The sequence below is a fragment of the Aeromonas media genome (genome assembly GCF_020423125.1).
Lineage (GTDB): Bacteria > Pseudomonadota > Gammaproteobacteria > Enterobacterales > Aeromonadaceae > Aeromonas > Aeromonas media.
Genome location: NZ_CP075564.1, coordinates 2,897,047 through 2,918,820 on the forward strand (window position 1 = coordinate 2,897,047; position 21,774 = coordinate 2,918,820).

Sequence of the window (21,774 nt, forward strand, 5' to 3'; positions counted from 1 at the left end):
ATAACGAAACGGAACATCAAACCTACTCTGGGTGGATATAAGGAATAACAACTATGAGCATACAAAGACCCAATACCCTGCTCGGCGAGTGCCTCGCCGAGTTTATCGGCACCGGCCTGCTGATCTTCTTCGGCGTTGGTTGTGTGGCCGCCCTGGTGCTGGCTGGCGCCAACTTCGGGCAATGGGAAATCTCCATTACCTGGGGCCTGGGGGTCGCCATCGCCATCTACGTGACCGGCGGCATCTCTGGCGCCCACCTGAACCCGGCCGTGACCCTGGCGCTGATGACCTTCTGCGGCTTCGACAAGCGCAAGGTGGTGCCCTTCATCATCGCCCAGATAGCGGGCGCCTTCGCCTCCGCCGCCCTGGTCTACTTCCTCTATGGCAACCTCTTCACCCAGTGGGAACTGACCCACAACGTGGTGCGCGGCAGCGTAGAGAGCCTCGGCACCGCCGGCATCTTCTCCACCTACCCCAATGCCCTGCTCTCCAACATGCAGGCATTCGCGGTCGAGCTGGTGATCACCGCCGTCCTGATGCTGGGCATCATGGCACTGGGTGACAACAACAACGGCGCCCCCAAAGGCTTCGCCGCCGCCCTGCTGATCGGCATCCTGATCGCGGTGATCGGCGCCTCCCTCGGCCCCTTGACCGGTTTTGCCATGAACCCGGCCCGTGACTTTGGTCCCAAACTGTTCGCCTTCTTTGCAGGCTGGGGCGATGTGGCCCTGACCGGTGGTCGCGACAACCCCTACTTCTGGGTCCCCATCCTCGGCCCCATTGTCGGCGCCCAGCTGGGTACCGCTCTGTATGTGAAAGTGCTGGCTCCCTGCGTCCCGGGCAACCGTGTCGTGACCGAAGAAGCCGCCAAGCTGTCCAATAAAGAAGAGGCCGCCGCCTAAGAGCGGTCCCCCCAAACGTGGAGAACATCATGTCTGCTGAAAAGAAATTTGTCGTCGCGCTGGATCAAGGTACCACCTCCTCCCGTGCCATCGTGTTCGATCAGGATGCCAACATAGTCGCGACCTCCCAGCGCGAATTCACCCAGCACTACCCGAAAGCGGGCTGGGTCGAACACGACCCCATGGAGATCTGGGCAACCCAGTCCTCCGTCTTCACCGAGGTGCTGGCCAAGAGCGGCCTGCACAGCGAGCAGATCGCCGCCATCGGCATCACCAACCAGCGTGAAACGACCGTGGTGTGGGAGAAAGCCACCGGCAAGCCCATCTACAACGCCATCGTCTGGCAGTGCCGCCGCACCGCCGCCATCTGTGAAGAGCTCAAGGCCCGCGGCCTGGAAGAGTACGTGCGCGAGAACACAGGCCTAGTGCTGGACGCGTACTTCTCCGGCACCAAGGTGAAGTGGATCCTGGACAACGTGGAAGGGGCACGTGAGAAGGCGATGAACGGCGAGCTGCTGTTCGGCACCATCGACACCTGGCTGGTGTGGAAGATGACCAACGGCGAGGTGCACGTCACCGACCCGACCAACGCGTCGCGCACCATGCTCTACAACATTCGCGATCTGAAGTGGGACGAGCGGATGCTGGACGAGCTGGGCATCCCCGCCTCCATGCTGCCCGAGGTCAAACCCTCCTCCGAGGTCTATGGCTACACCACCCGTGGCGGCGGCTCCCGCATCCCCATCGCCGGTATCGCCGGTGACCAGCAGTCTGCCCTGTTCGGCCAGCTCTGCTTCGAGAAAGGCATGGCCAAGAACACCTATGGCACCGGTTGCTTCCTGCTGATGAATACCGGCACAGAGCCAGTTCGTTCCAGCAACGGCCTGCTGACCACGGTCGCCATCGGCCCGAAAGGGGAAGTGAATTACGCGCTGGAAGGTGCGGTATTCATGGGTGGCGCCACCATCCAGTGGCTGCGTGACGAGCTGAAAATCATCCACGATGCCCGTGACACCGACTACTTCGCCTCCAAGGTTGGCGACACCAACGGCGTCTACCTGGTGCCGGCCTTCGTCGGTCTGGGCGCCCCCTACTGGGATCCGTATGCTCGCGGCACCATGGTCGGCCTGACCCGCGGCGCCAACCGCAACCACATCATCCGTGCCGCGCTGGAATCCATCGCCTACCAGAGCCGCGACGTGCTGGATGCCATGCAGCAGGACTCCGGCATCAAGCTGGCTGCCCTCAAGGTAGACGGCGGCGCCGTGGCCAACGACTTCCTGATGCAGTTCCAGGCCGACATGATGCACACCCCTGTGGTGCGTCCGACCCGCATCGAAACCACCGCCATGGGCGCCGCCTTCCTGGCAGGCCTGGCCGTCGGTTTCTGGAAGAGCTCCGAAGAGCTGGAAGACAAGTTCAGCGTCGATCGCGAGTTCATCCCCCAGATGGACAAGGAAGATCGCGCCAAACGCTACAACGGCTGGAAGAAGGCGGTGGAGCGTTCACGCCGCTGGGCCGAAGAGGAGTGATCGGGTAACCGGCACATCCTTGAGATGAAGAAAACAAAGAGGCCGACAGCAATGTCGGCCTCTTCTTGTTGGCGCTCGCGAGCGCCCCCTCTGTCCCTTCCCCTTCGTCAGGAAAGGTATGCAATCTCCTCCCTCTGGTAGAAAGCGGTCGGCAGAGAGTGCAACCTCCTGCCCGCCTCCTACAACGCCTCGGCGCCGAGCTGCTCCTTGAGGAAATCGAGCCAGACCCGCAGTCGGATGTCCCGCTGGGCATCGGAGTAGAACACCGCATGGATGGGGCGCGAGGCGCCGCTGTTGCTGCGGGCCAGCACCTCCACCAGGGCACCGCTCGCCCTGTCCTCTCCCGTCATGAAGTCCGACAGGCAGACGATCCCCTGACCTCTGAGCGCCAGCTGGCGCAGGGTCTCGCCGCTACTGGCCCGCAAGGTCGGGGTGATGGCGAATCTGTCCCCCTGTTCACTGCTGAGCAGCGGCCAGTGGTTGAGGTGATCGGGGTGCAAAAAGCCGAGCAGCTCGTGGCCGCTCAGCAGATCCGCCGGCTGGCGCGGGGTACCGCGCTCCGCAAGATAGTCCGGGGAGGCGAGCAACCGCAGCTTGGATCGTCCGAGCGACAGGGCCCGCAGGGAGGAGTCCGTCAGCTCGCCGATGCGAATGGCCATGTCCACCCGCCGCTCCATCAGGTTGATGAAGCCCTCGGAGCTGTGCAGTTGCAGCTCGATCCCCGGATAGCGGCGGCGAAACTCGCCGATGATGGGCACCAGCCGGTGCAGGATGAAAGGGGTGGCGGCGTCGACTCTCAACACCCCTTCGGGTTGTTCCCGGCGCATCAGCAGATGACTCTCCGCCTCGCTCATCTCGGTCAGCACCTTCACCGCCCGCTGATAGAACCAGCTCCCCTCCTCGGTCAGGCTGACCCGACGTGTGGTGCGGTTGAGCAGCACGGTGGCGAGCTTCTCTTCGAGGCGCTTGATGCCGCGGCTCACCACAGAGTTGTCCATCCCGAGGTTCTCCGCCGCCTGGCGAAAGCTGCCCGCCTCCACCACGGCCACGAACAGGGTCAGTTCATCGGAATGGGTCTTCATTGTTGTCATCCTGGCAAGAGTCATGGGGCTTTATAGTCATTATGGCTATGAGTTGGCAAGCGTCATGGCCCGCTCGGGGTCACTTGCGCGCATTAGCCCGCCAGAGGCGTCCGACGCGGGATGGCTATACTGAGTCGGTTCGCGCACTCCATCGGGACAAGCGCTGCGGGCAATGAAGATGGCCTTTGGCAGACAAGTGGTTCGGTACCTGCCTAAGGATCAAGCCAGAGAACAAGGAGTCGGGTGATGAAATACAAGGGAAGCTGCCACTGCGGCAGGGTGGCATTCGAAGTCGAAGGGGAGCTGAGCCAGGTCATGGCCTGCAACTGTTCCATCTGTCAGCGCAAGGGGTCCCTGCTGTGGATCATGCCCCATGACAAGATGAGGTTGCTGACCCCGGACGAGGCGGCCAGCACTTACACCTTCAACAAGCATGTGGTCAAACACAGATTCTGCCCAGTGTGCGGCATGCACCCCTATGGCGAAGGCGTGGATCCCAAGGGCAACCATATCGTCGCCATCAATGTCCGCTGCCTGGAGGGGATAGAGCCCGAGTCGCTGCCGGTGCAGCACTACGATGGTCGGGCGCTGTGACCATAGAAGCCGTCTGACGCTGTCAATCAGGCCGGAGGTGCCTCTCTTCCCTCTGGCCTGTCCCTCTCTATCCCCACCGCCCGCTCTCCCCTTCTCCTGCACGGCTCGATGTGATCCGGCGCTAACACCCCAGCCGGAAAAAAAGGCTACAATCGGAGCCCGCATAGAGATATTCTGGGCAGGCATCTCATCGTGAGCCCTGCTCTGCTACCACACAAAGGAAGCACAATGTTATTTGAACACCGTCTATTCGCCGCCCATAAAGAGCTGGCAAGCAAGGGTGTGAAGGAGCCCAATTACGCCCCGCCGCTATACCGTCTGCTGCGCCGAACTGGCTGGCAGCTGAGGCCGCCCCACTATGAGCGTTTCATGATCAATCTGCTCGCACTGGGGCTACCGACTGGCATCATCTGGGGACTGCTGATGTGGTTTTTCGGCCGGGAACATGAGGTGAGTCTGGAATATGCCCTGCGTCAGGCCACTTTCTTCACCCTCTGTTTCGGTCTGCTGATGGCCATCTTCTTCCAGATCCGCCGGCTACAGCTAAAGCTGACTCCCTGGGGGGCTCTGCCCTGCTCCACGCCAAAGACACAGAAACGCTGGCAGCCCAGATAATCACGCGGCCGCCATCACACATCGTTTGAAACAAAAGGAAGCTGCCATGACCAAGGCCCATGAAAAACTGAACTATGTGGAGTTTGCCGCCAGGGATCTCGCGGCCACCAAGGCCTTCTTCACCGCCGCTTTCGGCTGGCAGTTCGCGGACTACGGCCCCGACTATTGCGCCTTTGCGGGTGAAGGGCTGGATGGCGGCTTCTACCGCGCAGATATGTGCAGTCACAGCCATCAGGGAGGCGCTCTGCTGGTGTTCTACAGCGCAGATATAGAGGCAACCCAGGCCAAGGTGCAGCACCATGGCGGCATCATCAACCGCCCGCTATTCGACTTCCCCGGCGGCCGCCGCTTCCACTTTGTCGAACCCAGCGGCAACGAATTCGCGGTCTGGTCAGAGCCGGCCAATGCCTGATGGCAAGGGGGCGCTCCGGCGTTCCCTGCTCCTTTACCTCCCTGACTTCCTCACCTCCACCTCGCCCCTGCCCATTCATTGCTGCTCTTATCTCAATAGTGTTTTGCGACTGCTGCCCTGTTTCCCACGATAGGCGGCGGGCATACTGATTCTCGTCTTAACGAGGAGGTTCAGATGTCATCCCCCGTGATTGTGATTGCCCAGCTTGACGCCAAACCCGAATTCGCCGCCCAGTGTCGCGCCGCCTTGGGCCCCTTGATAGCGGCTACCCTGCAAGAGCCCGGGGGCCTCTGCTACCAGTTGCACCAGAGCCTGGAGAGCCCTCACGGCTGGATGCTGTACGAGGAGTGGGAGAGTGAAGCTGCCCTCAGCGCCCACCAGCAGCAGCCCCATTTTCTCGCCTTCGTGGCCGACACCCAGGAGTGGTTTGCCAGCAGCCTGGTGCGCCGCTATCAACTAGCCTGAATCCAGCTGCGGCCTGCCCCTGCCCACCCTGGATGCGGGATGGGCCGATACAATATTGAGCGTAGAAACAATAAGTTGAGGAATATGATGATGAAGATGCCCAACCTGGGTCTTGGTACCTTTCGCCTGAAGGATCAGCCCCTGCGCGACTCCCTGCTGCAGGGTCTGGATCTCGGCTATCGCCATATCGATACTGCCCAGATCTATGACAACGAGGCCGAAGTGGGCCGCTTGATGAACGAAAGCGGCGTGCCCCGCCCGGATATCTACCTGACCACCAAGGTGTGGACCAGCGAGTTCGGCCCGGGCAAGGTGATCCCGAGCCTGGAGCTGAGCCTGGAAAAGCTGGGCACCGACTATCTGGATCTGGCGCTTATTCACTGGCCCTCCCCCCAGGATGAGGTGCCAATGGCGGTCTATCTGGAGCAGCTGGCCGAAGCCAAGACCCGGGGCCTGACCCGGGAGATCGGGGTTTCCAACTTTACCGTGGCTCAGCTCCAGCAGGCCATCGAGATCATGGGGCCGGGCGCCATCGCCCACCAGCAGGTGGAGATCCACCCCCTGCTGCAAAACCGCAAGGTGGTTGAGTTCTGCCAGGAGCACGGCATCGCCATCACCGCCTATATGCCGCTCGCCTATGGCAAGGTGCTCGCCGAGCCGCTCCTGATGGAGATCGGCAAGCGCCACGGCGTCTCGGCGGCCCAGGTGTCGCTGGCCTGGCTGCTGGCCCAGGGCATGACGGTGATCCCGAGCTCCACCAAACGGGAGAATCTCGCCGCCAACCTGGCTGCGCTGAAGGTCAAACTCAGCCCCGAGGAGATGGCGCAGATTGCCACCCTGGATCGAGGCGAGCGCTGCGCCAACCCGGACTTTGCGCCAGATTGGGATTGATCCCCCTCATCCCCAGCCCTTCTCCCGCCAGGGGAGAAGGGAGCAAAGAAAACCCAACACCATCGACGAGCAGCCAAGCGGGAGGCACTGTGCCTCCCGCTTTTTTGCTTCCAATACCGTGCGCCACTGCCGCCCGTGCGCTGGCCCTCTCCCCTGCAACCATCCCTCTTTGTTCCCAGTTCGGTCTGTACGCTTTGCCTCTGCACTCAACTCGCGCTCTTCGCCCGCTCTTGCCTCAGCCACTCCTCCTTCCACGGCACCATTGCTGCTGATTTGGCAAAAGTAATTTGACGTTGCCGTCATTTTTGCCAACAAAGCTCATCGGCATACTGGCGCCATTCTCCCGTCGGGAGCCACTATCCAAGGAGTTTGTATGCCACTGGCGTTATTTGCCCTCACCCTGAGTGCCTTTGCGATCGGTACCACCGAGTTTGTGATCGTGGGGCTGATCCCCACCATAGCCGAGCAGCTCAATGTCTCGCTCCCCTCGGCGGGCCTGCTGGTCAGCCTCTATGCCCTGGGGGTGGCCATAGGCGCGCCGATCTTAACGGCGCTCACCGGCAAGCTGCCGCGCAAGTGGCTGCTGGTCGGGTTGATGGCGCTCTTCACTGCTGGCAACCTGCTGGCCTGGCAGGCACCGGGCTACGAGAGCCTGATCGTCGCCCGCATCCTCACCGGCCTGGCCCACGGGGTCTTCTTCTCGGTGGGCAGCACCATCGCCACCGGGCTGGTGGCCAAGGAGAAGGCGGCGAGCGCCATCGCCATCATGTTCAGCGGCCTCACGGTCGCCCTGGTGACAGGCGTGCCGCTTGGCACCTGGATTGGTCAGGTCTTTGGCTGGCGCGAGACCTTCCTGGTGGTGAGTGCACTCGGGGTCATCGCCATGGCAGGCAGCCTGCTGCTGATCCCGAACAACCTGCCAAAAGGCGCGGCCTCCAGTATTCGTGAGCAGCTCGCCGTGCTGACCAAGAAGCCCCTGCTGATGGTCTATGCCAAGACGGCCCTGGGCTACGGCGGCGCCTTCACCGCCTTTACCTTCCTCGCCCCCATCTTGCAGCAGGTAAGCGGTTTTGGTGCCAATGCGGTGAGCCTCATTCTGCTGGTGTACGGGGTCTCGGTTGCCGTCGGCAATATCTGGGGCGGCAAGCTCGCGGACAAGATGGGCCCGCTGCCCGCCTTGAAGCTGATGTTTGGCGGTCTGGCACTCATCCTGCTGATGCTCACCTTCACCGCGCCCCATCCGGTGCTGGCGGTGTTCACCGTGCTGGTGTGGGGCGCCTTCGCATTCGGCAACGTGCCGGGGCTGCAGGTACTGCTGGTAAAACAGGCAGTAATCCACACCCCCAATGCAGTGGATGTGGCCTCCGGCCTCAACATCGCCGCCTTCAACGTCGGCATCGCGCTGGGATCCGTGGTGGGCGGTTTCGTGGTGAAGCACCTCGGATTGATGCACACCCCCTGGATTGGTGCGCTGATCGTGCTGCTGGCCTATGGCCTCACCCACGTCAGCGAGAAGCGCGAGGCCAAATTGGCGCTGGCGGTTTAACTTCCCACATACGACAAGGCCGACACCCAGTGTCGGCCTTTTTCATTGGCAAAATAGTGCGGCTCAAGACTCCTTGAGATCCTCATCCGCAGCCCAGCGCGCCTCCAGCCAGAGCAGATTGACCAAGCCGCACAGCAGCGCGAACCCCAGCCCCAAAATCCAGGTGAAATACCACATATCAACAACTCCTCAATTCCAGTGTTAGTAGAGGCTATGGCCCTGCTGGCGCACCTGCTCGGTACTCATCTTGCCCCGCCCCACCCAATAGACCCAGAGCGTATAGCCGATGTTGATGGGCATCAGCACGGCGACTATGCCCAGCATGATGAAGAGGGTGTGCTCGCTGGAGGTACCGTCCCACAGGGTCAGGCTGCTCGACGGTTCCAGGGACGAGGGCAGCACAAACGGGAAGAGCGCAATGGCCACGGTCAGCATCATGGCGGCGCAGGCACCGCCACTGGCGAGGATGGCCAGCCGCCCCCGGCCCAGGGCGCTTGCCAGCGTGCTCAAGAGCGGCAGCAAGAGACCCAGGGCAGGCACAGTCCAGAGCCAGGGGTGCGCCATAAAGTTGCCCAACCAGCCATCCGGCGCTGTCACCACCCGCTTCATCAGGGGCGTCAGAACGCTGTTGAGATCCCCGATCTCGGCTATCCGGTAACCGCGCATCTGGCTCAGCCAGAAACCACCCAGGGCAAACAGGCCACTCGCCAATGGGCCGAGCCAGCGGCTCTGGCGGGCGCAGCGCTGTGCTATCACCCCCTGGGTCTTGCACAGCAGGAAGCTGCTGCCATGGAGCATCAGCAGAGCCAGCGCCGTGCCCATGCAGGTCAACAGCAGCGGCCAGTTGAAATCGAAGGCGCCGTAGTGGATGCGAAGGGCCGAGTCGAAGCGAAACGGCAAGCCTTGCAGCAAGAAGCCGAGGGTCGCGCCAAACACCAGGGTCGGCAGCAGAGCCCCCATCACCAGGGCCCTGTCCCACCAGCGGCGCCACAGGGGATCCGGCAGCTTGCTGCGATAGTCAAAGCCGACCGGGCGCAGGAAGAGGCCGAACAGCAGGAACATGAAGGGCACATAGAGCGCCGAGAAGGAGGCGGCATAGACCAGAGGCCAGGCGGCGAACAGGGTGCCGGCACCGGCAATGAGCCACACCTGGTTGCCTTCCCACACGGGGCCCACGCTGTTGAGCAGCACGCGCCGCTCCTCATCGGTGTTGGCCACCACGGGGAGCAACATGCCGACCCCGAGATCGAAGCCGTCCATCACCACGAAGCCGATGAGCAGGAAGAGCACCAGCCCCCACCAGATGAGTTTCAGGGTTTCGTAATCCATCAGACGGGACTCCCGTTTTTCAACACTTCACCTTGATAACGACCCGTCTGCAGGCTGGCGGGCCCTTTGCGGATCACGTGACGCAACAAGAACAGCTCCACCACCAGCAGCGTGCTGTAGATAAGGAAGATGGAGATGAGGCTGAACCAGAGCTGCCAAGGTTGCAGCAAGGAGACGGAGGCCGAGACCGGCAGCACGTCGCTGATGGTCCAGGGCTGACGACCGAACTCGGCCACGAACCAACCCGCCTCTATGGCAATCCAGGGCAGCGGAATAGACCAGAACAGCGCCTTGAGCAGACGGGGGGATTGCACCAGCTTGCCCCGGCACAGTTGCAGGAAGGCGGCGGCAAAGAGCCCGAGCAACACCACGCCTATGCCCACCATCAGCCTAAAGCTCCAGAACAGCGGCGCCACCTGAGGGATGGAGTCGTCGACCGCCTTGGCAATGGCCGACTCGTCCGCCTTGCCAATCTCCTTGGCATGGGGGGTGAGCAGCAGGCCGTAGCCGAGATCCGCGCGGTGACGCTCGAAGGTGGCGCGGGCCTCGGCATTGCTACCGTCTGAGCGCAGCGCCTCCAGGGCGTCATACGCCAGCATGCCGCTGCGAATGCGCACCTCGTGCTGCGCTTTCAGATCTTTAAGGCCGGTCACCTGCTCATCGAGAGAGCGGGTGGCGATGATGCCCATCAGGTAGGGAATTTTGATGGCCCCGTGGGTGGTCTCGTCACCCTGATCCGGCAGGCCGAACAGGGTGAAGGAGGCAGGGGCGGGTTCGGTGTGCCACTCCGCCTCTATGGCGGCGAGCTTGACCTTCTGCACCTCCCCGGAGCGGTAGCCCGACTCGTCCCCCAGCACGATGACAGAGAGGATGGCGGCCAGGCCAAAGCCCGAGGCAATGGCAAAGGATCGCAGGGCGAAGCGCACCTCCATGCGGCGCAGCAGATACCAGCTGCTCACCCCCATCACGAACAGGGAGGCCGCCACATAGCCCGCCGCCACCGTGTGGACGAACTTGACCTGGGCCACCGGGTTGAAGATTACCGCCGCCACGTCGGTCAGCTCCATGCGCATCGTCATGGGGTTGAACTCGGCGCCGACCGGGTTCTGCATCCAGCCGTTGGCGATGAGGATCCAGAGTGCGGAGAGGTTGGAGCCGAGCGCCACCAGCGCGGTCACCAGCAGGTGCTGACCCCGGGAGAGCTTGTCCCAGCCGAAGAAGAAGAGGCCTACCAGAGTGGATTCCAGGAAGAAGGCCATCAGCCCCTCTACCGCCAGCGGGGTGCCGAAGATGTCGCCAACGTAGTGGGAGTAATAGGCCCAGTTGGTACCAAACTGGAACTCCAGGGTGATGCCGGTAGTGACCCCCATGACGAAGTTGATACCAAACAGCTTGCCCCAGAAGCGGGTGATGTCCTTGTAGATCACCTTGCCGGTCATCACGTAGGCGGACTCGGCAATCACCAGGATCCAGGACAGTCCCAGGGTGAGGGGCACAAACAGAAAGTGGAACATCGCCGTCGCGCCGAACTGTATTCGGGAGAGGCTGACCACATCATCCAGGCTTATCATGCATGACTCTCTATGTTGCATTTAACAGACAGGTTTTCGCCCGTTAAGTACAACACGTGCCATGACACCTATAACAGATGCAGTTATAGTGAAATCCACCTATAACAGTTTAGGCCACCCCATGTCCCGTTACGGTCAGCTGGCTGCCTTGTTGCAGCAGCAGATAGAGAGCGGCCTCTGGCAGCCGGGGGAGCGCATCCCCTCCATCCGCCAGAGCTGCAAGACCCATCATTTGAGCCCCATGACGGTGCTGCAGGCCTACCAGTTGCTCGAGAGCCTCGGCCTCATTCTGGCCAGGCCCCAGTCCGGTTACTACGTCAAGGCCGCCGCCTCCCCGCTGCGCGCCAGCACGCCGCAGCAGGCGCACTACAGCGGCTCGGTGGACATCAACGATCTGGTGTTCGAGGTGTTGCAGGCGAGCAAGTCCCGGGAGCTGGTGCCGCTGGGGCTCGCGGTGGCGGATCCCGCCCTCTTCCCCCACCCCCAGCTCGGCCGGGCCCTGGCGAGCTGCATGCGCCGCCTCGATCCCTTCAGCACGGTGGCAGATCTTCCCCCCGGCAACGAGGCGCTGCGCCGCGCCATCGCCCAGCGTTACGCCAACGACGGCCTAGCGGTGGATCCCCAGGAGATCATCATCACCACGGGCGCCATGGAGGCGCTCTCCTTAAGCCTGCAGGTGCTGACCGAGCCCGGGGACTGGGTGGTGGTGGAGTCCCCCACCTTCTACGGCGCCCTGCAGGCCATAGAGCGGCTCAAGCTCAACGTGGTGGAAATACCCGTGATCCCCGGGGTGGGCATCGATCTCGCCCTGCTCACCGAGGCCCTCGCCCAGCGCCCCATCAAGGCGTGCTGGCTGATGGGCAACGTGCAGCATCCGCTCGGTCACACCATGCCGGATGGCCACAAGCAGGCACTGATGCAATTGCTCAACGCCCATGAGGTGCCCCTGGTGGAGGACGACGTCTACGCCGAGCTCTATTTTGGCCGCGAACGCCCCAGCCCCATCAAGCGCTGGGACGCCCGGGGCGACAGCCTACTGTGCGGCTCCTGGACCAAGTGCCTGGCGCCGGGCTTTCGGGTCGGCTGGGTGGTGGCCGGATCCCATGCCGAGCGCATCCAGCGGCTGCAACTGATGTCGACCCTCTCCACCAATGTGCCGAGCCAGCTGGCGCTCGCTGACATGCTGCGCCAGGGCGGGGTGGACGCCCACTTTCGCCGCCTGCGCCACACCCTGGCCCAGCGCCAGCAGCAGATGCGAGCGGCCCTGCTGCGCCTCTTCCAGGACGAGGTGCATATCTCGACCCCGGACGGCGGCTACTTCCTCTGGCTGACATTCGACGCGCGCCTCGACAGCCGGGCCCTCTATGCCCAGGCGCTGACCAGCGGTTTCTCACTGGCCCCCGGGGCCCTGTTCTCGAGCCAGGGCCAGCACAACCACTGCCTGCGCCTCAACAGCGCCCATCCCTGGAGCCCGGCGCTGGAGGCCGCCCTCACCCGGTTGGCGGCCCTGGTCCACCAGCAGCTCGGAGGCTCCTAGCCTTTATCGATAGCTGCGCCTGAGGCGGGTTCGGCTTTATTGATAAATTAATTTTTCCTCAACTGCATCCAATCACCTCCCTCCTTCGTCTCTTGCTTGAACCTCAATCAAGGAGAGACGATGAAATCCCAACCCCTCTGGCTCGCCCTGCTCTGCTCGGCCCTCATCCAGCCGCTGCAGGCCGCCCCCCTCTCCCCCGATGCCCAGACCGACCCAGTCCATCAGGCCGGTGATGGCGTGATCCGCCTCTACGGTCCCGGTGGCCCGGACACCGCCCTGAAACGGGCGGCCGCGGCCTTCCAGCAGGAGACCGGGATCCCGGTCGAGGTCACCGCCGGCCCCGAACATAGCTGGCGTGACAGGGCCGTCAAGGATGCGGATCTCATCTTCGCCGGCGCCGAGCAATCCATGTCCGCCTACCTGCAGAGTTACCCCTTCCTCGACAGGGAGAGCGCCCACGCCTACTACCTGCGCCGCAGCGTCATCGCGGTGCAAAAGGGCAACCCGGCGCAGATCACCGGGGTGGAGGATCTGATCAACCGCTCCCTCAAGGTGGTAGTGACCGAAGGGCTCGGCAGCTACAACACCTCGGGCACCGGGCTCTGGGAAGATGTGGCCGGGCGCAAGGGCAAGCTGGCCGATGTGCAGAAGCTCAGGCGCAACATCGTCGCCTTCGAACAGGGCAGCGGCGCCAGCTTCCGGGCCTTCACCCATCAGCAGGCCGATGCCTGGATCACCTGGGTGCATTGGCCCCTGAACCACCAGGACAAGGCCGACTTCGTCGAGATCGAGCCGGAACGCCGCATCTATCGCGGTCTGCTGATCACCAAGGCGCAGGGCGCGGATCCCAGCACCCAGCGCTTTATCGATTTCATCGACAGCCCCCAAAGCGAGCCCTTCTTCGCCCAGGATGGCTGGACCCGTTAACCCTGACCTCTCATCGCCAAGAAACCATCGCCAACAGACCCAAGGAGAACACCATGAACAAGTTCCTCATCACCCTCGCCTGCCTGCCCCTCGCTTCGGCCTGGGCCCTGGACACCCAGCCCCTGAGCGGGGCCGAGCAGTTGCCCATCGCCCGGATGACCGAGAACGGCAAGACCTATCTGGTCGATGCCAAGGGCTTCAGCCTCTACCGCTTCGACAAGGATGCCCAAGGAAAATCAACCTGTTATGCTGAGTGCGCCGAAAAGTGGCCGCCAGCATTGGCCAGCGCGGAGCAGGCCAAGGCGGGCGTCGGCAGCGCGGCAGACGTCGGCATCAGCCTGATCCTGCGCGACGATGGCAACTATCAATGGAGCTACCGTGGCCAACCGCTCTATCGCTGGATCAAGGATGAGCAGCCCGGCCAGAGCAGCGGGGATGGCGTGAAGAATGTCTGGCACCGCGTCCAACTATGAGGTCTGAGTGAATATCGACAACCAGCAACTTGCCCACCTGCTCGCCCGCAGCCAGCAGAGGGACAAGCAGGCATTTGAAGCGCTCTACCGGCTGACGGGCCAGCCTCTGTATGCCATGCTCCACGCCCTGCTCAAGGACAAGCAGTGGGCCGCAGACATCCTGCAGGAGGGCTTTTTGAAGATCTGGCACGGTCAGAGCGCCTATCCCGTCGACTATCCCTGGGCCTGGCTCTGCCAGTGCATGCGCCATCTGGCCATCGACGCACTGAGGGCGAAGAAACGCCACGGGGAGACCCCACTGGATGAGTCCTGGGAGGAGAAGCCCGGCCAGGAGACAGAGGGGCTGTCCCCCTCTTTTTCCCTCGAGCATTGCCTCGGACGGCTCTGTGCCGACAAGCGCAACGCCATCGTGCTCGCTTATCGGCACGGCCTGAGCCACCAGGAGATAGTCAGCCACACCCAGACCCCGCTCGGCACGGTCAAGTCCTGGATCCGGCGCGGACTGGAGGAGCTCAAGCTATGCCTGACTCAATGACCCCCAAACGCTATCGAGACCCCGCCCTGCGCGAGCGGCTCGCCGGCGAGTATGTGCTGGGTACCCTGAGCCCGCGGGTGCAGGCCAGGATGAGCCGCCTGATGGCCCGCGATCCTGACTGGTGGCAGTGGATTGAACAGTGGCAGCAACATCTGGATCCTCTGCTGCGCCAACCTCAACCCGCCCCGCCCCTGCCCCGCCAGATCTGGCACGGGATAGCGCAGGGGATCTCCCCCAAGCCCGGACCCAACCGCCTGTGGTGGCCGCTCGCCATGGCTGCCTCCCTGCTGCTGGGGGTATGGCTCCAACCGCTGCTTCCCTGGCACTCCGCGCCCATCCAGCCGGTGCGCTACCTGGCCACGATGTCCTCCGCGGGCGAGGAGGTCCCCTTCGTGCTGGTGGCCTATCAGGGCAAGCGGCCGGGTCAGTCCAGCATCCGCTTGCAACAGAATCTGGCGAACCCGCTGCGCCTGCCCGCCGACGCCATGCTCTGGATGCGCGATCGAGAATCGGCCAAGCTGGTGCCCCTCGCCCCCCTCGGGGAGGTCATGGCGGGCCGCCTGATGACCCCCACCGAATGGCAGCAGCTCAAACAGAGCAGCGAACTGCTGGTGATGGCGACGGGGAGCGAACACCCGCTCTATCGTGGCCACTGTATCGAGCTCGGCCCCTGGCCGGCGGAGAGCTAAGCACGATCGCAGCACTTTCACCACGCGCTGCACTTTCAACAACAGCAACAACAAGGCCCCATAATGGGGCCTTGTTTATTCACCGGTGTCGGGCTATCTGGCGTACGTTTCAGACTGCCGGGTAAAGCCAAGGGATTCGTAAAGCGACCTGGCTCTGTCATTGAATGACATCACCTCCAGCCGGATCTGGCTTGCGTCGCGGGCCTTGGCCCAGCCATCGCAATGGGCGATCAGTGCCTTGCCTATGCCACGGGATCTGTGGTGCTCATCCACCACCACGGTCGTGATCCGACAGACGGGCAGCTTGGTAAGAAACGGAATGGCTTCATTGATATCGATTCGGGCAGTCAGAAACCCCGCGACCACCCCCTCCACCACGGCGACACAAAACAGTCGCCCCTCGCTCTGGATGGCGTCCAGCAGAAACGCCCGCTGCCGTGAAGAGGGAGGGCAGAACACCTCGGGAGCCTGCTCGAAGTGGATCTGCCCTATCTGCCGATCCAGCTCGACAATGGCGTCGAGATCCTGCTCGGTTGCCTTGCGTATTTCCAATGGGTGCTCCTTGCATTTGGCTGACGAACTGACCCCAAGGCCTGGGGAAGGGTTCATCATAGGAGGAGTCGGCACCAAGGTGAAGCGCCGAATGTATCCATTCAGGATGGCTAAACGGATGGCAACAAACCACAAGGCCCCGTAACGGGGCCTTGTGAACAATCCTGATGGCAGCAAGGGCTCAACCCGGTGCACCCAGCTGGGCCACCTGGCGTTCTATGCTGGTTTTCAGGCTGTCATCGAGCTTCAAGGCCCGGGCCAGCTCGTCGAGATAGCCGCGCTCCATGAAGTGATCCACCTCGACGGCGAGCAGGGAGGCGAGATAGACCTCGGTGGCCTGCTCCATGTCGGTGACCTCCCGGGCCAGGGCTTGCGGATCCAGCGGGCGGGCCAGCTCGGCGTCAATCCAGCGAGCGGCATCGGATTGGCCCTGCTCGGTCAGGTACTGCTGGATCTTCAGCCGCTCGGCATCGTCGATATGACCGTCGGCCCGGGCCGCGGCCACCATGGCGCGCACCAGCAAGCTGGCTCGGGCATCCAGCTCGGCGCCCGCCAGCTCGTTGAGGGGATGGGGCGTGCCGGCCGCTGGCGCACTCTGGTTCTGCTGCCAGTCCTGATAGAGCTTGTAGGCCAGACCGCCGAGGGCGGCCGCCCCACCCACCGCCGCCACCTTGGTCCCGTATTTGCGTATATTCTTGTTGCCAAGCAGCAGCGCCATGGCTCCGGCGGCCAGCCCCCCTTGGGCCATGCCTTTCATCTGGGCCTTGCGCGTGTCACCACCATCGTTGAGCCAGCCCTTGCCAGCTCCCATCAATTGCTCCAGCATCTGTTTCATAGGGCCTCCTCATTTGCATGAAATACCATGCTGTGCCGCGCCCACTGAACTCAAGGTGAATGGATGCCACTGCCCCGCCTGTTGCTGCTGACCCTGCTGACGCTCACTGCGTTCGCTGCCAATTCGGTACTCTGCCGCCTCGCTCTGTTCGAAGAGCGGATGGATCCGGCCCTGTTTACCCTGCTGCGGCTGACCAGCGGCGCCCTGATGCTGATCCTGCTGTGCCGGGTTCGCCACCAGTCGCCGCGCCAGGGAGACTGGGGGGGTGCCCTCGCGCTCATCGCCTATGGCGCCGCCTTCTCGTTCGCCTATCTCACCCTGACCGCAGGCACCGGTGCCCTGCTGCTGTTTGCCGCCGTCCAGCTCAGCATGCTGGCACCGCCCCTGCTGCGCGGAGAGTCCCTGCCACTGCGCCAGTGGGCTGGCCTGCTGCTCGCCATGGCAGGGCTGGTATTGCTGTTGCTGCCCGGCATCCGGGCGCCGGATCCCCTGGGGGCGGCCCTGATGATAGGCGCCGGCATCGCCTGGGCCTGCTATACCCTGCGGGCCTCACGCTTTGCCGATCCCATCGCCGCCAATGCCGGTCACTTCCTGCGGGCCAGCCTGCCGGCGGCGCTGCTCTACCTGCTGCTTGGCCGGCTTGAGGCCAGCCCGGCGGCCATTGGCTACGCCCTGGCCTCGGGGGCCCTCGCCTCCGGCCTTGGGTATGCGCTCTGGTATCTGGTGCTGCCCCAACTGGGACGCACCCTGGCCGCCAGCGTCCAGCTGCTGGTGCCCCTGCTTGCGGCGCTGGCCGGGATCATCTGGTTGGATGAGTCCTGGTCGCTGCGGTTGTTATTGTCATCACTGGGCATTCTGGGGGGCATAGCCCTGGTCATAACAGGACGCCCCCACAAGGAGACAAAGCATGATGAAGATGGTCATTTTGCTGCTCGCCAGCAGCCTGTCGAGCGGCCTGCTCGCCATAGAGCAGGATCGGGAAACCCATCAAGCCGGGCTGGATCGGGCCTGTTCCGACGCCCAGCAACTGCTGATCGTGCAGGGCCGACAGCAGCGCATCGACACCTGCATCAAGGAGGGGGGCAAAACGACCCGCTGCCAGCAGGAGTTTGCCAGCTTCGGCCAGCGCGAGGGCAACAAGCGCCCCGATTTTTCCAAGGTGCCCGCCTGCCAGCAGGCCGAGGCCTATCGCAAGAGTTACCGGCAATAAGCCGAGGAGAGAGCATGATCCCACCCCGCGAACTGACCCTGCAATTTCTGGCCGAACCGGCCGACGTCAACTTCGGAGGCAAGGTCCATGGCGGCATGGTGATGAAGTGGATCGATCAGGCCGGCTATGCCTGCGCCGCCGGTTGGTGTGGCGGCTATGCCGTCACCGTCTATGTGGGGGGCATCCGTTTTTTACGCCCCATCCAGATAGGCCAGCTGGTGGAGGTGCACGCCAAGGTGATCCACACCGGCACCACCAGCATGCACCTGGCGGTAGACGTCTACAGCCGCCACCCCACTGACCCTGCGCGTCACAAGACCACCCACTGCATCATCATCTTCGTGGCCATGGACGAGCACGGCAAACCGAGTCCTGTGCCCCAATGGCAGCCGGTGAGCGAGCAGGATCTGCAGTTGCAGCAGTACGCCAGGAAGCTGATGACCCTGCGCGAGGAGCTCGACAAGGAGATGCGCCAGCACATGTGACACCCGTCAAACCCCGGCAGCCGAGGCGTGTCTTCACCACCTGGGGCGCTATAATGGCGACCACGCTGCCCCATGAGAAACCAAGATGTCACTGGAAACTGCACCGCCCGAGGTCAAACTCGCGGTGGATCTGATAGAACTGCTGGAAACCAACCAGATTGCCCCGGATCTCGTCCTGGCGGCGCTCGCCATCGTTCGCCAGGACTATGAGCGCAAGCGTGAGGAAGGTCGGGCGCACTGACGCGCTCACCTCGACCCTGTCCCTTCACCTCTTTCCCTTCAACCCTTCTCCTACAACCCAGGAGGCACCATGTCAGACCCCGTTCGCTTCGAAACCGGCAACGCCATGCTGCTTGGCGGCCTACGTCGCCATCACGACTTCCAGCACGGTGACTTCGGTGGCCAGTGGCGTGACTTCAGCGCCCTTGGCCCCCTGCCGGGTCAGCTGGGGGAGCACGCCTACGGCGTCATCTGCGGCGCCGACGAGAGCGGCTGCGAATATATGTGCGCGGTCGAGGTCGCCGCCCTGGAGGTGCTCCCCCCCGGGCTTGGCCGGATGCGCATCGCCCCCCAGACCTATGCGGTCTTTCGCCATCTGGGCCATGTGGATGCCCTGCCGCACACCTGGCAACAGGCGCTGGACTGGCTGGCACACTCGGACTATGAGTCCGCCCACAAGCCGGACTTTGAGCGCTACGGCGACAAATTTGACCCAAAGAGCGGCTGCGGGGAGGTGGAAGTCTGGCTCGCCGTGGTACCGAGGCAAGCCCTGGCCTGAGGGGCTGAGACGAAAGTGGCCTTCGCAGGGCACGTCTCAACACGGCACTGTTCGGCGCCGCGCTGCCCTGCTCAGCACGGTACGATTGCCTCCTCCCCCATTACCTCGTCACAGAGCGCGATAAGGGCCTCGCACAACCGGCTGAGGGGCTCACTGCCCCCTGCCCCCAGGTGCAGGGCCAGCTCCACCGAACGCACCGCGGGCCAATCCGTCAGCTCCACCTGATCGGGTTGCAGCAAGCGGGCGGGCAACAGGCTCACCCCTATGCCCGCGCTCACCGCCCCCTGCAGGCTGGCGAGGCTGGCACTCACGTAGGCGATGCGCCAGGCAATGCCCCTGGCATCCAGGGCGTCGGTTATCTGGCGCCGGTAGAGGCCTTCGTTCGGAAACACCACCAGGGGAACAGGATCCCGCTCCCCCGCGGGCCAGTCGCGGCTGTCGACCCAGGCGAGCGGCTCGCGCCAGCGGGCGATGGGCTCCCCCTGCCCCTGCTTGATCAGCGCCAGATCCAGCTCCCCCGCCTCGAAGGCCTGCCACAGGGCGTGGCTGAGATCGCTTTGCACCTCCAGCCTCACCTCGGGGTATTGCCGGGCGAAGGCCGCCAGCACCGCCGTCATGGCACCGGCGGCGAAATCCTCCGGCACCCCGAGGCGCAGGGGCAGGCTCGTCTCCCCCACCCGATCTCCCGCCTGGGCCAGCAGCCCCAGGATGCGGCGCGCCAGCCCGAGCAGGGTCTCCCCCTGGGCCGTGGTCACCACCTGGCGGCCGGATCTGTCGAGCAGCGGGCAACCGAGCTGCTGCTCGAGGCGGCGCATCTGCTGGCTGATGGTGGACTGGGTCAGATGCATCCGCTCGCCGGCTCGGGTGAAGCTGCCGGTCTCGACGATGGCGACAAAGCTCTGCAGCAGGTGGGGATCCAGCAAGGGTCGCTCCATGGGATGGCTCCATTTATAAAATCACTGAAAGTCATTTTATCATTTAATTTCCAAATGACTTGCGGCCCCGTTAGGCTGCCGTCACTCCTCTCTTTTGCCAGGAAAATCCATGTCACAGCCCCCCCAGTCCGGAACACGCCCCGTCAACGCCCTCACCACCGTCTCGGCCCCCAGCCATCAAGGGTGGTTGGAACAGACCCTTCAGCTGGCACTGACCCACCGTCAGCAGGGGGGCCGCCCCTTCGCCGCCCTGCTGGTGCGAGACAATCAGCTGGTGGCGAGCGCCGTCAACCGTATGCTGGAAGCGGGGGATCCCACCCGCCACGCTGAGCTGGAGGCGCTGCGCACCGCCAGCCAACATGGGCCGCTCAAGGGCGCCGTGGTCTACGCCAGCGGCCACCCCTGCCCCATGTGCCTGTGCGCCCTGGTGATGAACGGCATCAGTGCCGTCTACTACGCCTTCGACAATGAAGGCGCGGCCCCCTTCGGCTTTGACAGCAGCGCGGCTTACGCGGCGCTGCGCCTGCCGCTCTGCCCGCCGCCCCTGCCATTGATCAAGCTGCCAAGCCCCATCTCGGCCGCCGCCCTCTACGGCCCCCAGTCCCATGGTTAAGCGCCCGCTTCCCTCCGGCAGCGGCGCCCTGCTGGTGTTGGTGGTGCTGATTGGCATCAATCTGCGCCCCTTCCTCACCGCCATCGGCCCCCTGGCGGGGGAGATAGATGCCCAACTGGCGCTCGGGATGGACAGGCTGGCCTGGGTCACCCTGCTGCCACTGTTGCTGATCGGGGTCGGCGTCCTGCTTACCCTGTCCCTGCTCGACAAGACCGGGCCGCGCCCCTTGCTCGGCACGGCCCTGTTGCTGCTGATGCTGGGCAGCGCCCTGCGCCTCGATCTCGCGAGCGGCACCCTGCTCATCGCCAGCGCCGCCCTGTGCGGTCTGGGGTCGGCCCTGGTACAGGGGACATTGCCCGGCCTCATCAAGGGGGCTTTCGCGGGCAAGGTGCCTCTGGTGATGGGGATCTTCTCGGCCTGCATGATGGGGGGCGGGGCGCTCGGCGCCGTGCTCACCCCCAGGGTCGCCGTGCACCTCGACTGGTCCCGGGCGCTGGCCCTGTGGAGCCTGCCGGTGCTGCTGGCCCTGGTCTGGCTCGGCTGGCGGGTGCGCCTGCCCGCCGCCACGCAGCACTCCCCCGTATCTGGGGAGCAGCGGCTGATCGCGCTGCCCCGCGCCTGGCTGCTGATCGCCTGCTTTGGCATCATCAACAGCGGCTACGGCATCGTCGTGGCCTGGCTGGCCCCCGCCTACCTGGCGCTGGGGTGGAGCACCCAGCAGGGGGGCGAGCTGGTGGCCTGGCTGGCCCTGGCCCAGACCGTGAGCGGCCTGGGTCTGCCGCTGTTGGCGGCGCGCAAGCTGGACAGGCGCCCCTGGATGGGGCTCGCCATCGCGGCGCAGGTGGCGGGCTTTGGCGGCCTCTGGCTCGCCCCAGAAGTCGCCCCCATCCTCTGGTGCCTGCTGTGCGGCGCCGGACTTGGCGGCAGCTTCTCCCTCATCATGGTGATTGCGCTGGATCACCTGCCAGACCCCAGGCGCGCCGGCAGCCTCAGCGCCCTGATGCAGGGGTTTGGCTTCATCCTGGCGGCCACGGGCCCCTGGGTGGCGGCCCGCCTGCATCACTTGAGCGGCGACTTTGCCAGCGCCTGGCAGTGGCAGTTGGGGGGGCTGGCGCTGATGAGCCTGCTGGTACTGCATCTGGATCCGCGCCACTACGCCCGCGTGATGCGACAGCCTGCGGCTCCTGTCAGCCAACGGGGCCAGACGGCACAAAGCAATACACCGGCCTAGGGCCGGTGTATTGAGCAAGTTGAAAAGCGAGTGAC

General features: G+C 63.9%; 25 protein-coding genes and 1 pseudogene. 19 read left to right on the forward strand and 7 right to left on the reverse strand.

From position 1 onward, the window contains the following. Nucleotides 1-53: 53 nt before the first annotated feature. Together KI797_RS13230 and glpK are read left to right on the forward strand one after the other, a co-directional pair. Nucleotides 54-902 (forward strand): MIP/aquaporin family protein, encoded by an 849-nt coding sequence (locus KI797_RS13230; RefSeq protein ID WP_005327692.1) that lies wholly within the window; start codon nt 54-56, stop codon nt 900-902. Between the two features lie 29 nt (nt 903-931). Next, nucleotides 932-2,434 carry a glycerol kinase GlpK gene (glpK, locus tag KI797_RS13235; protein WP_041206102.1) on the forward strand — a complete coding sequence of 501 codons (1,503 nt, stop codon included), beginning with the start codon at nt 932-934 and terminating at the stop codon, nt 2,432-2,434. Nucleotides 2,435-2,613: 179 nt separating this feature from the next. Here glpK and KI797_RS13240 read toward each other — a convergent pair whose 3' ends face one another. Then, on the reverse strand, nt 2,614-3,516 hold the full coding sequence (locus KI797_RS13240; RefSeq protein ID WP_043130055.1) for a LysR substrate-binding domain-containing protein: 903 nt from the start codon (nt 3,514-3,516) through the stop codon (nt 2,614-2,616). Nucleotides 3,517-3,762: 246 nt separating this feature from the next. Here KI797_RS13240 and KI797_RS13245 point away from each other — a divergent pair, with 246 nt between their 5' ends. From KI797_RS13245 to KI797_RS13270, 6 genes are all read left to right on the forward strand, one after another. Continuing rightward, entirely contained in the window at nt 3,763-4,110 is a 348-nt protein-coding gene (locus KI797_RS13245; protein ID WP_041206103.1) for a GFA family protein, read from the forward strand. A gap of 228 nt (nt 4,111-4,338) precedes the next feature. Beyond that, entirely contained in the window at nt 4,339-4,725 is a 387-nt protein-coding gene (locus KI797_RS13250) for a DUF6404 family protein (RefSeq protein WP_139750857.1), read from the forward strand. Between the two features lie 46 nt (nt 4,726-4,771). Further along, entirely contained in the window at nt 4,772-5,137 is a 366-nt protein-coding gene (locus tag KI797_RS13255; RefSeq protein WP_041206104.1) for a VOC family protein, read from the forward strand. Between the two features lie 174 nt (nt 5,138-5,311). Further along, nucleotides 5,312-5,602, forward strand: coding sequence for a putative quinol monooxygenase (locus KI797_RS13260; RefSeq protein ID WP_226169661.1), 291 nt, complete (start codon nt 5,312-5,314; stop codon nt 5,600-5,602). Between the two features lie 87 nt (nt 5,603-5,689). Further along, nucleotides 5,690-6,493, forward strand: a complete 804-nt coding sequence (dkgB, locus tag KI797_RS13265; RefSeq protein WP_041206106.1) for a 2,5-didehydrogluconate reductase DkgB — start codon at nt 5,690-5,692, stop codon at nt 6,491-6,493. Between the two features lie 373 nt (nt 6,494-6,866). Next, nucleotides 6,867-8,039 (forward strand): MFS transporter, encoded by a 1,173-nt coding sequence (locus KI797_RS13270; protein ID WP_226169663.1) that lies wholly within the window; start codon nt 6,867-6,869, stop codon nt 8,037-8,039. A 63-nt stretch (nt 8,040-8,102) separates the two neighbouring features. Here the strand turns inward: KI797_RS13270 and cydX are convergent, their stop codons facing one another. The 3 genes from cydX to KI797_RS13285 are packed head-to-tail and all read right to left on the reverse strand — an operon-like array spanning nt 8,103 to nt 10,939. Beyond that, complete coding sequence (gene cydX / locus KI797_RS13275) at nt 8,103-8,216, reverse strand: cytochrome bd-I oxidase subunit CydX (protein ID WP_005310033.1); 114 nt, start codon at nt 8,214-8,216, stop codon at nt 8,103-8,105. 24 nt (nt 8,217-8,240) lie between these two features. Next, nucleotides 8,241-9,368: a cytochrome d ubiquinol oxidase subunit II gene (gene cydB / locus KI797_RS13280; RefSeq protein ID WP_005327704.1), complete on the reverse strand. Its 1,128-nt coding sequence runs from the start codon at nt 9,366-9,368 to the stop codon at nt 8,241-8,243. Then, nucleotides 9,368-10,939, reverse strand: a complete 1,572-nt coding sequence (locus KI797_RS13285) for a cytochrome ubiquinol oxidase subunit I (RefSeq protein ID WP_041206107.1) — start codon at nt 10,937-10,939, stop codon at nt 9,368-9,370. The genes cydB and KI797_RS13285 overlap by 1 nt, the downstream gene beginning before the upstream one ends. Before the next feature lie 121 nt (nt 10,940-11,060). Between KI797_RS13285 and KI797_RS13290 the strand changes: the two genes are divergently transcribed. From KI797_RS13290 to KI797_RS13310, 5 genes are all read left to right on the forward strand, one after another. Beyond that, a complete protein-coding gene (locus KI797_RS13290) occupies nt 11,061-12,476 on the forward strand; it encodes an aminotransferase-like domain-containing protein (protein WP_005327708.1) in 1,416 nt (471 codons plus the stop codon). Nucleotides 12,477-12,596: 120 nt separating this feature from the next. Next, nucleotides 12,597-13,403, forward strand: coding sequence for a substrate-binding domain-containing protein (locus KI797_RS13295; RefSeq protein WP_005327710.1), 807 nt, complete (start codon nt 12,597-12,599; stop codon nt 13,401-13,403). Between the two features lie 53 nt (nt 13,404-13,456). After that, a complete protein-coding gene (locus tag KI797_RS13300; protein ID WP_005327713.1) occupies nt 13,457-13,876 on the forward strand; it encodes a COG4315 family predicted lipoprotein in 420 nt (139 codons plus the stop codon). A 7-nt stretch (nt 13,877-13,883) separates the two neighbouring features. Beyond that, a complete protein-coding gene (locus KI797_RS13305) occupies nt 13,884-14,411 on the forward strand; it encodes an RNA polymerase sigma factor (RefSeq protein WP_005327716.1) in 528 nt (175 codons plus the stop codon). Continuing rightward, nucleotides 14,396-15,100: a hypothetical protein gene (locus tag KI797_RS13310; protein ID WP_041206108.1), complete on the forward strand. Its 705-nt coding sequence runs from the start codon at nt 14,396-14,398 to the stop codon at nt 15,098-15,100. The genes KI797_RS13305 and KI797_RS13310 overlap by 16 nt, the downstream gene beginning before the upstream one ends. 93 nt (nt 15,101-15,193) lie before the next feature. Here KI797_RS13310 and KI797_RS13315 read toward each other — a convergent pair whose 3' ends face one another. Both KI797_RS13315 and KI797_RS13320 read right to left on the reverse strand, forming a co-directional pair. Further along, a complete protein-coding gene (locus KI797_RS13315; protein ID WP_005332697.1) occupies nt 15,194-15,652 on the reverse strand; it encodes a GNAT family N-acetyltransferase in 459 nt (152 codons plus the stop codon). 181 nt (nt 15,653-15,833) lie between these two features. Next, on the reverse strand, nt 15,834-16,487 hold the full coding sequence (locus tag KI797_RS13320; RefSeq protein ID WP_005332699.1) for a tellurite resistance TerB family protein: 654 nt from the start codon (nt 16,485-16,487) through the stop codon (nt 15,834-15,836). 63 nt (nt 16,488-16,550) lie between these two features. On the opposite strand from KI797_RS13320, the pseudogene KI797_RS13325 reads away from it, so the two are divergent. From KI797_RS13325 to KI797_RS13340, 4 genes and pseudogenes are all read left to right on the forward strand, one after another. Then, a pseudogene (locus tag KI797_RS13325) lies at nt 16,551-17,378 on the forward strand (DMT family transporter); the annotation flags it as partial. Between the two features lie 333 nt (nt 17,379-17,711). Next, the gene (locus KI797_RS13330) at nt 17,712-18,182 is read left to right on the forward strand and encodes an acyl-CoA thioesterase (protein WP_041207030.1); all 471 of its coding nucleotides are present in this window, start codon (nt 17,712-17,714) and stop codon (nt 18,180-18,182) included. 85 nt (nt 18,183-18,267) lie between these two features. After that, on the forward strand, nt 18,268-18,423 hold the full coding sequence (gene rsmS, locus KI797_RS13335; protein WP_081805738.1) for a pleiotropic regulatory protein RsmS: 156 nt from the start codon (nt 18,268-18,270) through the stop codon (nt 18,421-18,423). A 69-nt stretch (nt 18,424-18,492) separates the two neighbouring features. After that, nucleotides 18,493-18,960, forward strand: coding sequence for a GyrI-like domain-containing protein (locus tag KI797_RS13340; RefSeq protein ID WP_005332701.1), 468 nt, complete (start codon nt 18,493-18,495; stop codon nt 18,958-18,960). A 71-nt stretch (nt 18,961-19,031) separates the two neighbouring features. Here the strand turns inward: KI797_RS13340 and KI797_RS13345 are convergent, their stop codons facing one another. After that, nucleotides 19,032-19,883, reverse strand: a complete 852-nt coding sequence (locus KI797_RS13345) for a LysR family transcriptional regulator (protein ID WP_005332702.1) — start codon at nt 19,881-19,883, stop codon at nt 19,032-19,034. Between the two features lie 121 nt (nt 19,884-20,004). Here KI797_RS13345 and KI797_RS13350 point away from each other — a divergent pair, with 121 nt between their 5' ends. Continuing rightward, entirely contained in the window at nt 20,005-20,508 is a 504-nt protein-coding gene (locus KI797_RS13350) for a nucleoside deaminase (protein ID WP_041206109.1), read from the forward strand. Beyond that, nucleotides 20,501-21,739 carry an MFS transporter gene (locus KI797_RS13355; RefSeq protein WP_226169665.1) on the forward strand — a complete coding sequence of 413 codons (1,239 nt, stop codon included), beginning with the start codon at nt 20,501-20,503 and terminating at the stop codon, nt 21,737-21,739. The genes KI797_RS13350 and KI797_RS13355 overlap by 8 nt, the downstream gene beginning before the upstream one ends. Nucleotides 21,740-21,774: the final 35 nt, after the last annotated feature.